At 70.1% G+C, this 14,708-nt stretch carries 13 protein-coding genes; 9 read left to right on the top strand and 4 right to left on the bottom strand.

Translation table 11 applies throughout. The features are described 5' to 3' along the window. Nucleotides 1-18: 18 nt before the first annotated feature. The 3 genes from ligA (at nucleotide 19) to BM066_RS12975 (ending at nucleotide 3,482) form a co-directional block, all read left to right on the top strand. Nucleotides 19-2,364 (top strand): NAD-dependent DNA ligase LigA, encoded by a 2,346-nt coding sequence (gene ligA, locus BM066_RS12985; protein ID WP_089928557.1) that lies wholly within the window; start codon nucleotides 19-21, stop codon nucleotides 2,362-2,364. 1 nt (nucleotide 2,365) lies between these two features. Further along, complete coding sequence (locus BM066_RS12980; protein WP_089928555.1) at nucleotides 2,366-2,971, top strand: 3'-5' exonuclease; 606 nt, start codon at nucleotides 2,366-2,368, stop codon at nucleotides 2,969-2,971. Between the two features lie 94 nt (nucleotides 2,972-3,065). Beyond that, nucleotides 3,066-3,482, top strand: coding sequence for a DUF2147 domain-containing protein (locus BM066_RS12975; protein WP_089928551.1), 417 nt, complete (start codon nucleotides 3,066-3,068; stop codon nucleotides 3,480-3,482). Between the two features lie 7 nt (nucleotides 3,483-3,489). On the opposite strand, the gene BM066_RS12970 is transcribed toward BM066_RS12975, so the two are convergent. Genes BM066_RS12970 through BM066_RS12960 form a run of 3 tightly spaced genes read right to left on the bottom strand, consistent with a single transcriptional unit; the run spans nucleotide 3,490 to nucleotide 6,523 of the window. Then, nucleotides 3,490-4,293 carry a TrmH family RNA methyltransferase gene (locus tag BM066_RS12970; protein ID WP_089928629.1) on the bottom strand — a complete coding sequence of 268 codons (804 nt, stop codon included), beginning with the start codon at nucleotides 4,291-4,293 and terminating at the stop codon, nucleotides 3,490-3,492. A 5-nt stretch (nucleotides 4,294-4,298) separates the two neighbouring features. After that, nucleotides 4,299-5,213, bottom strand: a complete 915-nt coding sequence (locus BM066_RS12965) for an RsmD family RNA methyltransferase (protein ID WP_089928549.1) — start codon at nucleotides 5,211-5,213, stop codon at nucleotides 4,299-4,301. Nucleotides 5,214-5,230: 17 nt separating this feature from the next. Beyond that, nucleotides 5,231-6,523 (bottom strand): glycosyltransferase, encoded by a 1,293-nt coding sequence (locus BM066_RS12960; RefSeq protein WP_255367575.1) that lies wholly within the window; start codon nucleotides 6,521-6,523, stop codon nucleotides 5,231-5,233. A 337-nt stretch (nucleotides 6,524-6,860) separates the two neighbouring features. On the opposite strand from BM066_RS12960, the gene BM066_RS12955 reads away from it, so the two are divergent. From BM066_RS12955 to BM066_RS12940, 4 genes are read left to right on the top strand one after another with little or no spacing between them, the layout of a single operon-like run. Beyond that, nucleotides 6,861-7,496 (top strand): TetR/AcrR family transcriptional regulator, encoded by a 636-nt coding sequence (locus tag BM066_RS12955; RefSeq protein WP_089928540.1) that lies wholly within the window; start codon nucleotides 6,861-6,863, stop codon nucleotides 7,494-7,496. Nucleotides 7,497-7,501: 5 nt separating this feature from the next. Beyond that, nucleotides 7,502-8,314, top strand: a complete 813-nt coding sequence (locus BM066_RS12950; RefSeq protein WP_089928538.1) for an ABC transporter substrate-binding protein — start codon at nucleotides 7,502-7,504, stop codon at nucleotides 8,312-8,314. Continuing rightward, complete coding sequence (locus BM066_RS12945) at nucleotides 8,257-9,297, top strand: FecCD family ABC transporter permease (RefSeq protein WP_089928535.1); 1,041 nt, start codon at nucleotides 8,257-8,259, stop codon at nucleotides 9,295-9,297. The genes BM066_RS12950 and BM066_RS12945 overlap by 58 nt, the downstream gene beginning before the upstream one ends. Continuing rightward, nucleotides 9,294-10,079, top strand: coding sequence for an ABC transporter ATP-binding protein (locus tag BM066_RS12940; RefSeq protein WP_089928533.1), 786 nt, complete (start codon nucleotides 9,294-9,296; stop codon nucleotides 10,077-10,079). The genes BM066_RS12945 and BM066_RS12940 overlap by 4 nt, the downstream gene beginning before the upstream one ends. Here the strand turns inward: BM066_RS12940 and BM066_RS12935 are convergent. Continuing rightward, the gene (locus BM066_RS12935) at nucleotides 10,076-12,247 is read right to left on the bottom strand and encodes a lytic transglycosylase domain-containing protein (protein WP_089928530.1); all 2,172 of its coding nucleotides are present in this window, start codon (nucleotides 12,245-12,247) and stop codon (nucleotides 10,076-10,078) included. The genes BM066_RS12940 and BM066_RS12935 overlap by 4 nt on opposite strands. Nucleotides 12,248-12,509: 262 nt before the next feature. On the opposite strand from BM066_RS12935, the gene dapA reads away from it, so the two are divergent. Next, nucleotides 12,510-13,394 carry a 4-hydroxy-tetrahydrodipicolinate synthase gene (gene dapA / locus BM066_RS12930; protein ID WP_089928528.1) on the top strand — a complete coding sequence of 295 codons (885 nt, stop codon included), beginning with the start codon at nucleotides 12,510-12,512 and terminating at the stop codon, nucleotides 13,392-13,394. Continuing rightward, nucleotides 13,394-13,852 carry an SsrA-binding protein SmpB gene (gene smpB, locus BM066_RS12925; RefSeq protein WP_056759915.1) on the top strand — a complete coding sequence of 153 codons (459 nt, stop codon included), beginning with the start codon at nucleotides 13,394-13,396 and terminating at the stop codon, nucleotides 13,850-13,852. Before dapA ends, smpB begins: the two co-directional genes overlap by 1 nt. Nucleotides 13,853-14,708 lie beyond the last annotated feature (856 nt).

Here is a 14,708-nt window from a genome sequence, read left to right as displayed (position 1 = left end):
CAGCCGCCGGATTCGCCCGTGTCCCAGATCGCCGTCGCCGACCTCACCAAGGACCAAGCCGACGCCGAGCTGGCCTGGCTGGCCGACGAACTGGCGGCGCATGACCTGCGCTACCACCAGCAGGACGCGCCGACGATCAGCGACGCCGAGTACGACGCCCTCAAGCGCCGCAACCTCGACATCGAGGCTCGGTTTCCCGAGCTGATCCGCGAGAACTCGCCGTCGATGCGGGTCGGGGCGGCGCGGGCCGAGCAGTTCTCGCCGGTCGAGCACGGCGTGCCGATGTTGAGCCTCGACAACGCCTTCTCCAACGACGAGGCGACCGAGTTCGACGCCCGCATCCGCCGCTTCCTGCGCCTGACCAGCGAGCCGGTGTCCTATACCGCCGAGCCGAAGATCGACGGCCTGTCGGCCTCGCTGCGCTACGAGAAGGGCGTGCTGGTCCAGGGTGCGACCCGCGGCGACGGCAAGGTGGGCGAGGACGTCACAGCCAACCTGCGGACCCTCGCCGACATCCCGCACCGCCTGAAGGGTTCGGGCTGGCCCGACGTGATCGAGATCCGCGGCGAGGTCTATGTCGAGCTGGAGGCCTTCGCCGCCTTCAACGCCGCCGCGCTTGAGGCCGGCCAGCGCACCTACGCCAATCCCCGCAACTTCGCCGCCGGCTCGCTGCGCCAGATCGATCCGAAGATCAGCGCCCAGCGGCCGCTGCGGTTCTTCGCCTATGCCTGGGGCCTGGTCAGCGAGTCGTTCGCGGCCGGTCAGTGGGAGGCGCTCGAAAAACTTCACGACTGGGGCTTTGTCACCACCGCCCCGCCGGCCCGACGTGTCCAGGACGCCCAAGGCCTGCTGGACGCCTATGCCGAGTTCGAAGTCCTGCGGCCCAAGCTGCCGTTCGACATCGACGGCGTGGTCTACAAGGTCGACGACCTGGAGCAGCAGCGCCGCCTGGGCTTCGTCTCGCGCTCGCCCCGCTGGGCCATCGCCCGCAAGTTCCCCGCCCAGCAGGCCCGCACCATCCTGGAGGCCATCGACCTGCAGGTGGGCCGCACCGGGGCGATCACCCCGGTGGCCCGACTCAAGCCGGTGACCGTCGGCGGGGTTTCGGTGACCAACGCCACCCTGCACAACGCCGACGAGATCGCCCGCAAGGACGTCCGGGTCGGCGACACGGTGATTCTGCAACGGGCCGGCGACGTGATCCCGCAGATCGTCGGTTCCGTGGCGGAGGAGCGTCCCGAGGACTCCATCCCGTTCGAATTCCCGACCCATTGCCCGTGCCCGCTGCACACGCCGATCGTCAAGGAGACCACGGCTTCGGGCGCCGAGACCGTGGTGCGCCGGTGCAGCGGCGAGTTCGCCTGTCCGTTCCAGCGCATCGAGCACCTGCGCCATTTCGTCTCCCGCCGGGCCTTCGACATCGAGGGCTTGGGCGAGAAGCAGCTGGCGGCCTTCTTCGAGGCCGGCTGGATCCGGGAGCCGGCCGACATCTTCAAGCTGGCCCGCGACGAGGAAAAGCTGGCGCAGCTGCGCGAACGCGACGGCTATGGGGAGACCTCGGTGGCCAACCTGGTCAAGGGGATCGAGGCGCGGCGGACCATCGGTCTCGACCGGGTGATCTACGGCCTGGGCATGCGCGACATCGGCGAGACCACCTCGACCGTGCTGGCTCGCAATTTCGACCGTTTCGAGGACCTGCAGGCGGCCGCCGAGCGGGCGGCGGGGCAGCTGCCGGGCGCGGTCTATCTGGAGCTGTCGGGAGCGGCCGGCGTTGGTCCCAAGGCGCGTGACGAGCTGGTCGAGGCGGGCAAGGGCGGTCTGAAGGCCGATCCGTGGCCCGAGGCCGACAGCCTGGAAGTCAAGATTGGCCACGCCGTGCCCAAGCTGAACAAGCCGGCCCGGACCGCCCTGGCCGAACGCTACGGCGACTGGAACGGCTTCGCCCAAGCTCTGGCCGAGGCGGGACAGGGCGCGCCGGGCGAAGACTACCTGCAGCTGGCGGCCATCGACGGGATCGGCCCGGTCGCGGCCCAGTCGATCGCCCGCTTCTTCGCCGAGGAGCACAATCGCGAGAAAGTGGCCAACCTGATCGCCGAGCTGGACATCCAGCCGGTCGCCAAGCCCAAGACCGACACCGCCGTGGCCGGCAAGACCATCGTCTTCACCGGCTCGCTGGAGAAGATGACCCGCGACGAGGCCAAGGCCCAGGCCGAGGGGCTGGGGGCCAAGGTCGCCTCGTCGGTGTCCAAGAAGACCGACCTGGTGGTCGCCGGCCCCGGCGCGGGTTCGAAGCTGAAGACCGCGACCGAGCTTGGGATCCAGGTGATGACCGAGGACGAGTGGCTGGCCATGGTGAGCGGCTGAGATGCCCGTCGTCGCCATCGACTTCGAGACGGCCAACGAGCAGCGCTCCAACCCCTGCGCCATCGGCCTGGCCTGGATCGAGGACGGCCGGATCACCGAGGTGGAGCACCATTACATCCGGCCGATCGACATGCGGTTCTCGGGCTGGAACATCGCCGTCCACGGCATCCGGCCGGCCGACGTCGAGGACGCCGACGAATTTCCGGCCGTGCTGTCGCGGCTTCGCGACCGGCTCGAGCGGGCGACGGTGATCGCCCACAACGTCGCGTTCGACATCAGCGTGATGCGCCGGACCTGCGAGCTCTACAGCCTGCCGTTCCCGTGCTTCGACTATATCTGCACGGTGCAGGTGGCCAAGAACACCTGGCCGCAGCTGTCATCGGCCAAGCTGGACGCGGTTTGCGACTTCCTGGGCGTCGACTTCAAGCACCATGACGCGGCGCAGGACGCCTATGCCTGCGGCAGCGTGGCCTTGGCGGCGGTCGAGGCCACGCGGGCTTCGCACATCCGCGATCTGCCCGACCGGCTGGGCATGACCGCCGGCCGGCTGACCGCGACCGGCTACACCACCTGCTCCAGTCCGGGCCCGAGGCGGCGCGCGGTCTAGTTCGGGCGAGTCTTGTTCGAACTTGGCCATCAATTCATGGCCGGTTCAGCCGAACGCGCGTTAGAAAGGGGCGACAACTCCGGGAGACGACTCCATGAAACTGCCGATCCTCGCCGCCGCGCTCGCCCTTTCCGTATCGGCCCCGGCCTTCGCCCAAGACGTCACGGGCCTGTGGCAGACCCAGACCAACGGCGGCCAGGTCGAGATCAGCCGTTGCGGCAACAGCCTGTGCGGCAAGCTGGTCAACTCAGATCACATCAAGAGCGATCCGACGGTCAAGGACCAGAAGAACAAGGACGCGTCCCTGCGCAACCGGCCACTGAAGAACATGCAGATGCTGTATGATTTCACCGGCGGGCCGACCAAGTGGACCGGCGGCAAGGTCTACAACGCCGCCGACGGGGGCACCTATTCGGGGACGATCATCCTGCTTTCGGCCAACGAGCTGAAGCTGAAGGGCTGCATCGTGGCCCCGCTGTGCAAGACCGAGAAGTGGACGCGGATCAAGTAGGACGGGGTCACCCCGTCACCGTGTAGATCATGATCCCCGTGGCCACCGACAGGTTCAGGCTGTCGGCCCGGCCGCGCATCGGGATCTTGACGTTGACGTCGCAGGCGGCGGCCAGTTCGGGCGGCAGGCCCTGCTGTTCGTTACCCATCAGGATCAGCGACGGCTTCACATAGTCGGCGCTCTTGTGATCGACCGTGGCGGTCAGCAGGGTGCCGACCACGCTGCCCGGCCAGGTCTCGCGCCAGGCCAGGAACTCGGCCACCGAGGCCTTGGCGATCTTGACCGCGAAGATCGAGCCCATGGTCGCCCGCACGCCCTCGACCGAATAGGGATCGACGCAATCGCCAACCAGGATCACCCCGCCGCAGCCGGCCGCGTCGGCGGTGCGGATCACGGTGCCCAGGTTGCCGGGGTCACGCACGGCCTGCATGGCCACCCAGCAGGGAGCGCTCTCGGGGACGATGGCCGACAGCGGCGCGTAGACCTGCTTGAAGACGCCGACCACAGCCTGGGGATTATCGCGGCGAGAGACCTTTTCGAGGATCTCGCGATTGACCTCGATGACCTCGCCGCCGGCCTTCAGGCAGGCCTGGCTGGCCTTCTGCAGCATCGGATGGTCGGCGGCGTCGCGGCCGTACATCAGGATCCTGGGCGCATGGCCGCAGTCGATCGCCTCGATGACGATCTTCAGCCCCTCGGCCAGGAACAGTCCGCTCTCCTCGCGCTCCTTGCGCATATGCAGGGCGCGGACGGCTTTGACGGTGGCGTTCGACAGGGAGGTGACGATCTTGGCGTGGTTGGGGGCGTTCATGGTCATCAATCCTCCGACGCCCAGCGCGCGAAGAACGACAGGCCGATCTGGCGGTCGCCCTTTTCCTCGACCAGCGACAGCTCGCCCCAGTCGATGACCCCGCCGCGCCCCTTCAACTCCTGGGCCAGCAGGCCCGACATCGCCGCGCCGGAAACCCGGGCGGCATAGGCGTTCATCAGCAGGAACGAGGCGTCGGGAGCCAGGATCTGGGCGCAGTTGGCGGTCAGTTCGGCCAGGTCCTCGAACAGCCGCCAGACCTCGCCGTCGGCCCCGCGCCCGAACTTCGGCGGGTCTAGGATGATCCCGTCATACTGCGAACCGCGGCGCACCTCGCGGGCCACGAAGCGGCGGGCGTCCTCGACGATCCAGCGGATCGGCTTGTCGGCCAGGCCGGCGAAGGCGGCGTTCTCGCGGGCGAAGCCGACCGACTTCTTGCTGGCGTCCACATGGGTGACGGCCGCGCCGGCGGCGGCGCAGACCAGGCTGGCCACGCCCGTATAGCCGAACAGGTTCAGCACCTTGGGCTGGCGGCTTCCCGGGGCTTGCGAGATGGCGCGGACCCGGGCGTCCTGCCAGGCCCAGTTGGCGGCCTGCTCGGGGAAGAAGGCCAGATGGCGGAACGGGGTGAACTGGCCGTGGAACTTGGCCTCGCCCCAGGCCAGGGGGAACCTCTCCAGCGGCTTGCCCTTGAAGCGCCAGCGGCCGGCTTCGTCTTCGTCCGTCGGATCGAACACGGCGTCGGCGGCATCCCAGGCCGTGGCCGGAAGGCGCGGCGCCCAGAAGCATTGCGGCTCGGGGCGCACCACGGTGTAGCGGCCATAGCGCTCCAGCTTCCGGCCATGGCCGCTGTCGAGCAGGGCGTAGTCGGCCCAGCCGGTGGTGCGCATGACGAGAGGGGCGGCGGCGATGGTCGGATCCATGCCCCGCCAATACGCGCTCAGGGCAAGGGCCGTCCAGTCCGCGCCAGCAGGCGGGGCAGCGAAGGGTGCGCGGCGCGGGGCGCATGCGGGGTCTTGTCCCAGTGGAACGGGGCGACGACGAACTGGCGAAGGGCCTTGGCCGCGGCCAGGCTCTGGAGCGGCCAGTAGAAGATCGCGCCCAGCAGGGGCAGGGAACGTAGGCGATGGCCAGCCCGCCGCTGGGCCTGGGCCCCGGCGATCGCGACGCAGGTCCAGCCGAAGAACACCAGCATCCAGTCCATGGCCGGGACGGCGGAGCACAGATCCAGCAGCGATCCGCCCCATTGCAGCAGCAACCAGACGAACAGCGGGCCGTGCAGGTGGGACGAAACGACCGGCAGGGCCAGGGTCAGGACCAGCGCGACGGCTCCTCGCGGGGTGGCGACGGCCGGGCCGCGCGCATGGACGGCCAAGGTCTGCAGGTGCCCCTTGATCCAGCGCGCCCGCTGCGGCGTCCAGACCTTCAAGGTGGCGGGCGAGGTCTCGAACGTCGGGCGGGTGATGACACCCAGCGTGCGTCCCTGGGCGGCCAGGCGAAAGCCGATGTCGGCGTCCTCGGTGACATTGTAGGAATCCCAGCCGCCGACGGCGCGCAGGGCCTCGGCGCGGAAATGGTTGCTGGTGCCGCCGAGCGGGAAGGGTAGGCCCCATCGGGCCAGGGCCGGCAGCAAGACCTCGAACAGCACGGCGTATTCGAGGGCGAATTGGTCGGGCAGGAATCGTGGATCCGGTTCGATCCGCAGGGGCGCCTGCAGGCAGGCCAGGCTCGCGTCGGCCTGGGCGAACCGCGCGGCGGCCTCGCGCAATTGGCCGGGATGCGGCGCGTCTTCGGCGTCGTAGATGACCACCAGCTCGCCCTGCGCCCGCTCCAGGGCGAGGTTGCAGGCGCGGGGCTTGGTCTGGGGCGCGCCGGGCGGCGCGATCAGCACCTGGAATCCGGCCGGAAGGTCCAGGGCGCCGAAGGCGGCCTGGGTTTCGGGGTCGTTGGATTCCAGGACGATCAGCGCCTGCAGGCGGTCACGCGGATAATCCAGCCGCGCGAGATTGGCGACCAGTTCCGCCGCCACCGCCGCCTCGCGATAGAGCGGAACGATGATCGTGTAGGCGGGCAAGGCCTCGTCGGGCAGCGGCGCGGCGATGGCCGGAGCGCGCGGGGTGAAGGCCGCGACCAGCTTGACCGCCGAATGGCCCATGAACCCGACGAAGAACAGCAGGTGAAAACCTTCCAGTGTCGCATGGGTCTGGAACGTCGCCAGGAGCAGCAGCAGCACCGACAAAACCGCCAGCCCGACCATCTGGCCGCGCGACAGACGTCGATGGGCGCCGTCCGGCGACGGCGCGGCTGTCCCAGCCGGCTCATCCTCCGGGGCCTCGATCCAAGGTTTGTCCGCCGGCTGCGTCCCGAACGCGCGTCGCTGCTGGTCTCTTTCTTCTCGCGCCATCGCCCCCTGCCGCGCACAATCGGATCCAGCGAGCAGATAGCGAATCTTCAACCCTAGAGTGTCAAACGGAAAAACACATGTTTTGGGGAAATCCTCGGGAGTTGCGACGTTTGGGTGATTCCCGTTTAGTGTCGGGTTCGGGGACGAGATAGGGGAACGCCATATCGTGACGGTCGCGCTGAAGAAGCCGCACAAGTCGGCCCGCAAGCCGAAGGGCGATGGCCACCTGCGCCGTGGAGAGATCCTGGCCGCCGCCGAGAGGATCTTCATCGCCGAAGGCTACGCGGGGGCGACGATCCGCAAGATCGCCGACGCCGTGGGAGTTTCCTCCACCGCCCTCTACATGCACTTCCGTGACAAGGACCAGATCCTGTTGGAGATCAGCGACGACGCGATCGGCCAGCTTCTGGCCGTGAACGTCGACATCGCGCACAGGCCGATCGACGCCGTGGCGCGGGTGCGGCTGATGCTCGAGGCCTACATGAAGTTCGCGCTCGACAATCCCAACACCTATCAACTGGTGTTCTGCGGGTCGCGCGACGTCATCTCGAAGGAGAAACAGGCCGCCACCGCCGAACTGGGCGACCGCTGCTTCGCCGAGTTCAGCGGCCCGATCCACGAGATCGCCGCCAGCGGCCGCCTGCGCACCGGGTCGGGTGAGAGCGCGGCGCAGGTGCTGTGGGCCGCCTGCCATGGCCTGGTGGCCCTGCTGATCACCATGCCCGACCGCAACTGGGCGCCGCGCGAGGAACTGATGAAGGTCACGCTGGACGGGCTGCTGCACGGCCTAGTCACGGACTGACATCCATGCGCGCCGCCTTGCTCGCCGGCCTCGCCGCCGGCCTGGCGGCCGTCGCGGGACCCGCCGCCGCTCGAATGAGCCCGGGACGGGTGATGTCGCTGGACTCCTGCGCCGATCAATATGTCCTGGCCCTGGCGGCGCGCGAGACCATCGTCGGTGTCTCGCCGCGCGCCGACGCGCCGGATTCCTTCCTTCGCGCCAGGGCGGCCGGCCTGGCGAAGCGGCGGACGACGCTGGAAGCGGTGCTGGGCGCGCGCCCCGACGTCGTCGTGCGCCAATGGGGCGGCGACGCCCGACTGACGACCGCTCTCGATCGGCGCGGCGTGCGCACGATCAGCCTTGGTGACGCCACCGACTTCGACGGCGTGCGCGCCAATGTCCGCCAGGTGGCCCAGGCCCTGGACCGTGGCCGCGAGGGCGAGACCCTGCTGGCGCGCATGGACGCCGAGCTGAAAAGAGCGGCCGGCGCGGGCCGGAAGAGGGCCGCCTTCTACCTGACGCCGGGCGGCTACACGGCCGGCCCCAACACGATGATCGACGCCATGCTGCGGGCGGCGGGCTTCACCAACGCCTCGACCCAACCCTATTTCTCGCCCGCGCCGCTGGAGCGTCTGGTGTTGACCCCGCCTCGGGCGGTGGTGCTGGGCTTCTTCGACCTGACCCGGGCTGGAGCCGACCGCTGGGGGCCGGGGCGTCATGCAGCGCTGCGCCAGGCGACGCGGGGCCGGGTGGTCGCCTCGCTGCCCGGCGCCATGCTGGGCTGTTCGGCCTGGTTCGCCGCCGACGGAGCGCGAGTTCTGGCGGAGGCGGCGCGATGAGTTCGCGTCGCCTGGAACTGTTGCTGCTGCTGGTTCTGGCCGTCGCGGCCGTCTTCGCCGTCAGCCTCGGCGAGAGCCCGCTGAGCGCGGCGCAGTATCATCAGGCGCTGACCACCCCCTCCTCGCCGCCGGGCGAAGTGCTGTGGACCATCAGGCTGCCGCGAGTGCTGATGGCCGCCCTGGTCGGAGCGGGCCTCGGCCTGGCGGGGGCGACGATGCAGGGGCTGCTGCGCAACCCCCTGGCCGAGCCTGGCGTGCTGGGCGTGTCGGCCACAGCGGGCCTGGGCGCGTCGCTTGCGATCGCCGGCGGCCTGGCGGCCTTCCCGGGCGCCATCGAGCTGGCGGCCCTGGCCGGGGCGTTGGCGGCCGGGGGCGTGGTCGTCGGCCTGGCCGCGCGGTTTCGCGAGCCCGAGGTGCTGATCCTGTTCGGGGTGGCCCTGTCGGCCTTCGCTGGCGCCCTGACCGCCCTGGTCTTCAACCTGTCGCCGTCGCCGGTGGCCATCGCCGAGGTGCTAGCCTGGCTGATGGGCTCGGTCGAGAACCGCGACTTCACCGATATCCTGCGCGCGCTGGCGCCGATGACCGTCGGGGCGGGGCTCTGCCTTTACGCGGCCAAGGGGCTGCGGATGTTGACCCTGGGCGAGGAGGCCGCCCAGATGTCGGGCCTGCCGATGGCGCGGCTGCGGGTGGCGGCGGTGGCCGGCTCGGCCCTGCTGGCCGGGGCCTCGGTCGCGGCGGCCGGCGTGATCGGTTTCGTTGGCCTGGCCGCGCCGCACCTGGTGCGGGCCGCTGTCCGCGACGATCCGGGCAAGCTCCTGCGGCCTTCGGCCCTGGCCGGGGCGGTTCTGCTGGTCGCCGCCGACCTGGCCGCCCGCTTGATCCCGACCGAGCAGGAGCTGAAGCTGGGCGTGGTGACCGCTCTGTTCGGGGCGCCGGTCTTTGCCCTGCTGGCCTGGCGCGCGGCGCGGAGCTGGCGGTCGTGACGGCCGCCTGGGCCTTTACGGCGGCCAGGGCCCGACGCGGCAAGGCCCTGGTGCTGGACGGCGCGTCCCTGAGCGTCGCGCCCGGCGAGGTGCTGGGCGTGGTCGGCCCCAACGGCGCGGGCAAGACCAGCCTGCTGCGGGCGGGGCTGGGGCTGATGCCGCTGGAAGCGGGCGAGGCGCGGCTGGCCGGACACCCGGTCGGCGACCTGAACCCGGTCGAACGCGCTCGACTGGTCGGCTACCTGCCGCAGGAGCGGCGCATCGCCTGGAACCTGCCGGCTCTCGAAGTCGCGGCCCTGGGTGCGCCGGACTTGCCCTCGAGCCAGGCGCTGGCTGTCGCCCGCGAGCGTCTGGAGCGGGTGGGCGTCGCCGACCTCGCCGATCGTGGCGTGCTCGACATGTCGGGGGGCGAGCGGGCGCGGGTGCTGCTGGCCAGATTGCTGGCGACCCGCGCGCCGCTGCTGATCGCCGACGAACCGGTGGCGGGCCTGGATCCCGACGCCCAACTGCTGACGCTGGACCTGCTGCGCGCCGAAGCGGCGGCCGGCGCGGCGGTGGTCGTCACCCTGCATGACCTCGGCCTGGCGGCGCGATCCTGCGACCGGGTTCTGGTGCTGAACCGCGGCCGCATGGCGGCGGAGGGCGAGCCTGCCGAGGCGCTGTCCCCGGCGGTGTTGGCCGAGGTGTTCCGGCTGGACGGCGCGCTGATCGAAACGCCCGCCGGACTGGTCGTGGCGGCAAGACGCGCCCAGACCCTTTCCCCTGGAGAGAGGGGCGTTTAACGCGTCCCCGGCACATAGCCGCCCTGTGGGATCGCCGGCGGCGCGCTCGAGGCGGTGGTTCCGCCGATCGGCGGCAGGGGCGCCGTTCCAGCCGGCCCGGCATAGGCGTAGCCCCCGCGCTTGAGGTCGCTCGACAAGGTCAACGGGGCCACGCCGCCGTTCAGGCGGGCGCGGTAGACCATGGTCGTCTCGATCGTCCGCATCACGTAGTTGCGGGTCTCGGAGAACGGAATGCACTCGATGAAGTCCAGCGGGTCGGTGGTCGCGCCGCGCGGGTCGCCGCATAGGGTGACCCACTGGGTCGGGCGACCGGGGCCGGCGTTGTAGGCGGCGGCGGCCATGATGTACGAGCCGCTGAAGTTGCTGACCATGCTGCCCAGATAGGTCGAGCCCAGGCGCATGTTGTAGAAGGGGTCGGACAGGCGATCGACGCTGTGGCTCTCGCCCAGCTGGCGCGCCACGATGGCGGCGGTGGCGGGCATCAGTTGCATCATGCCGCGCGCGCCGGGGGCGGAGCGGGCGTTGGGGTCGAAATTGCTCTCCTGGCGCGAGATCGAATAGACGAAGGCCGTCTCGGCCGCGCCCGGTCCCGGGGTGAACAGGTGGTCCAGCAGCGGATAGCCGCGCTCGGGCAGGGTGAAGCCGCGCTGGGCGGCGGTGCGGACCGCGCGCATGGCCAGGTCCGGGTCGCCATAGTTGCGGGCCAGGTCGACCAGCAGGGCCTCTTCCTCGGCGGAGGGCAGTTGGTCGTCGATGAACAGCACGAAGATCCGGACCTGGTCGCGCGCGCCGGCCGCCATCAGGGTGCGCACAGCCCGAACCAGTTCGCGGCCCTCGAAGCGGGCGCGGTCGGCCTGGGTGATCGTCGGATCCTTGTCGAGGCGGATCTCCTTGATCCCGGCCTTCTCGGCGGCCAACTGACCGTAGAAGGTGGTGATGTAGCGCGCCCCTTCGGCATAGAAGGCCTGGGCGGCGATGCGGTCGCCCTGGGCCTCGGCGGCGCGACCCTGCCAGTAGAGGGCGCGGCCGCGGGTGATCGGCGAAGCGCCGATCTCGGCGATGCGAGCGAAGTGGTCGGCGGCGCGGTCGGCGTCCTTCAAGCGGCTCAGGGCGATCCAGCCGGCGTAGAATTCGCTCTCGGCCGCATCGGCCCCGTCCTTCAGGTGGGCGTTGGCGGCGGCGTAGGCGCCGGCGCTGTCGCCGCTCTTCAAGGCCGACACGACCAGTTGCTTGCGCTCGCGCCAGATGGCGGACGCCGCGTCGGCGCTGGGGGGCGGGGCGGGGAACTGACCGACCAGCGGCAGGGCCAGGGTGTCGAGGCCCTTGCGGCGCAGATAGGCGGCGCGCTCGAAGACCACGCCCGGCAGGGCCTGCTGGGCCGGCGACAGGGCGGCGTAGAGGTCGTTGGCGTTGCCGGCGTTCGAACGGAAGGCGATCCGCGCCTGGGCCGCCGCCTGCTGGTCGTAGGGCAGCAGGGCGATCATGTCGCGCGCCGCGGGGCCTTGTGGTCCATACAGCAGGACGTCGGCGCGGCGGACGTGGTCGTCCGCCGTCAGCAGCGTGCCGAACCGGGCCAGCATGCCGCGCTGGGCGTCGAGTTCGAACACCTGGTCGCGCCACCAGCTGCGAATCAGGTTGGCCGCGTCGCTAGTGCGCCCGGCGGCTTGGTAGGCGGCGGCCAGGGCCATGGCGCCCTCGGCGGTCTGCGGATCGCGGCCGCCGAACCAGGCGATCATCCGCTGAGCGTCCAGGCCGGAGGTGACGAGAGCCTTCTCGGCGGCGGTCTCGCGGCGCTGGGCCCGCGGCCAGCCCGCCAGGTCGCGGCGCGCCTGGTCAAGCTCGAAGAAGCTCATGCTCTCGGCCCCGGCGTCGACCAGGGCCCACAGGGCGATCTTGCGCGAGAGCGGGTCCTGGATGCTCGACATCGCCATGCGGATCGTGGCGGGGTCGCGACTGGTGACCGCCATGCGCAGATTGGCGGCGTCGGCCTCGGCGGGCGTGGCGTAGGTCGCGGTCGGCGGCGTGGTGATCAGGCCCGGCGGCGTGGCGCCGCCCGTATAGGGTTGGGGAGCGCGGGGCAGGCCGACGTCATCCTGGGCAAGCGCCACACCAAAGAGCGCCACCACCGCGGATCCGCCCAGCAACACCTTACCCAACCCTGACGCCAAAACGTCGTCTCCTTCGATTCTCTGGCCCTGGAGGGCTGTATTCTCGCCGTTTTCGGATGGTCGAGGGGCCGATTTGCGGCGCTTGCGACCCTGATTGGCACGTATAGACCGCTTCGCGGCGGATTGACCCTTGCAGAAACGTCCCCAAATCGGTGCAGAGCGTCACGGACCGGTTGCGGGACAGGGGGAGCGGGACATATTGTCCGCCCCCATCCTCAGGCCGCAACCGTCGCGGCGCGTTTCTCACGGCAAATTGCAAGTCATGGCTCATTCTCCGTTCAAGGGCGTCATTCCGGCGCTGGTCACGCCATTCCGCGACGGCGCGGTGGACGAGAAAGCCTTTGTGGCCCTGGTCGAGCGCCAGATCGCCGGCGGCGTGCACGGCCTGGTGCCGGTCGGCACCACCGGCGAGACCGCTACTCTGAGCCACGACGAGCACAAGCGCGTCGTCGAGCTGTGCGTGCACACCGCCCGCGGCCGCGTGCCGGTGATCGCCGGGGCCGGCTCCAACTCGACCGCCGAGGCGATCGAACTGGTCGCCCACGCCAAGGCCGTCGGCGCCGACGCGGCCCTGGTGGTCTCGCCCTACTACGTGCGTCCCAGCCAGGAAGGGATCTACCAGCACTACAAGGCGATCAATGACGCCGTGCAGCTGCCGGTGCTGGTCTACAACGTGCCGGGGCGCACGGGGTCGGACATCGCCAACGAGACGCTGGAGCGATTGTCCAAGCTGCCCAACATCATCGGCATCAAGGACGCCACCGGCGACCTCGTGCGGGCCAGCATGCAACGGGTGACGTGCGGTCCCGACTGGGTGATGCTGTCGGGCGACGACCCGACCGCGCTCGGCTACGTGGCCCATGGCGGCCATGGCGTGATCTCGGTGACCTCGAACGTCGCCCCCGACGCCTGCGCCACCTTCATCAACGCCTGCCTGAACGGCGAATGGGAGACCGCGCGCTACTGGCAGGACCGCCTGGTGCGGCTGCACAAGGCGTTGTTCCTCGACGCCTCGCCGTCGCCGACCAAGTTCGCCATGGCCCACCTTGGCCTGTGCGAGGCCGACGTGCGCCTGCCGATCGCGCCGTGCAGCGAGGCGGTGAAGCCGGCGATCCTGGAGGCCATGCACGAGGCGGGTCTGGTCTGATGACCAAGCCGATCGCCGAGAACCGCCGCGCGCGGTACGACTACTTCATCGAGGAGACCGTCGAGGCCGGGCTGATGCTGACCGGCACCGAGGTGAAGTCGTTGCGCGTGGGCCGGGCGAACATCGCCGAGTCCTACGCCTCGGTGGAAGGGCGCGAGATCAAGCTGATCAACGCCGACATCCCGCCCTACGGCCACGCCAATCGCTTCAACCACGAGCCCCGTCGGCACCGGAAGCTGCTGCTGCACCGCAAGCAGATCGACAAGCTGATCGGCGCGGTCCAGCGCGACGGCCGCACCCTGATCCCGCTCAAGCTCTACTGGAATGAAAAGGGCCTGGCCAAGCTGGAGATCGGCCTGGCCAAGGGCAAGAAGAACCACGACAAGCGCGAAACCGAAGCCGCCCGCGACTGGCAGCGCGACAAGGCGCGGCTGATGAAGGGCGACCGGGGGGACTGAGGCGGGGGACGCCGAAGCGAGCAGGCGACCGGGGGCTTTCACGGACATGGTCTCTCGTTCTCACGCGGAAAGCCGCTGAGGGGAGTGGGGAGGCGCGGAGCGGTCCGGGCCGAGCCCGGATGACCGTGGGTGTTGTGTGTGCGTTTCGGCTAGACCTGACCGCTCCGCGAAACCGTTCTTCTGGAGGGACGGCGACTGAGGGCCTGTTTCATCCCGGTCGACGTTTCCCCTCTGGCGGGCAGGATCAAAGTCGCCCGGAAGGGGCCGTCGACGACTCCGACTGATCCTGGAACAGGCCGGTTTGAACCTCCCGGCCCCGTCGACCCGCCTGTCCCGCCATCGTTCCCGGCTGACCTTGGAGCCTTCTGAGCCCCGCCGCCCGCCGCGGTCCGATCGCCAGGCCCAGGCGGCCCCGCTCGGTTCCATCCCCATCGCCTGCCTGGGCCGGTACCAAGAGCCCTCCCCGCGATGGTGACGGCTATGATTATGCGCGCGGTCCGAACGCGGCGGGGATTGTGACGCTGCTTTTCTTGCAGGGCGCTGGAAAGGTTGAGGTTCGTTCCAGCGTTCGCGGGGATGGACGACGCTCGATCCCCGCGCCGGGCACGCGCGCTCACGACGAAGACCCGCACTCACCCCGGACGCCGAGCGAAGTCGGAAGCGCCCCGCCGCATCACCTTGTACGGCTGCGGGCAGGTGGCTGTCGGATACTGGGATCAGACAGTCTACACCTCAGAGCCCCGCAAGGGAGGGGCTTGGCGAGAAGACAGTGGCGGCCCGCTCGGCTTTGAGCCAGAAGAGTGGGTCGACTACGGGAACTAGTAGCTTCGCCCGCGGACAGAGGCGCGCGCAATCT

The organism is Caulobacter sp. UNC279MFTsu5.1 (assembly GCF_900114015.1).
GTDB lineage: Bacteria > Pseudomonadota > Alphaproteobacteria > Caulobacterales > Caulobacteraceae > Caulobacter.
Note: the sequence above shows the minus strand (reverse complement) of the source record. Positions and strands in the feature narration are given on the sequence as shown.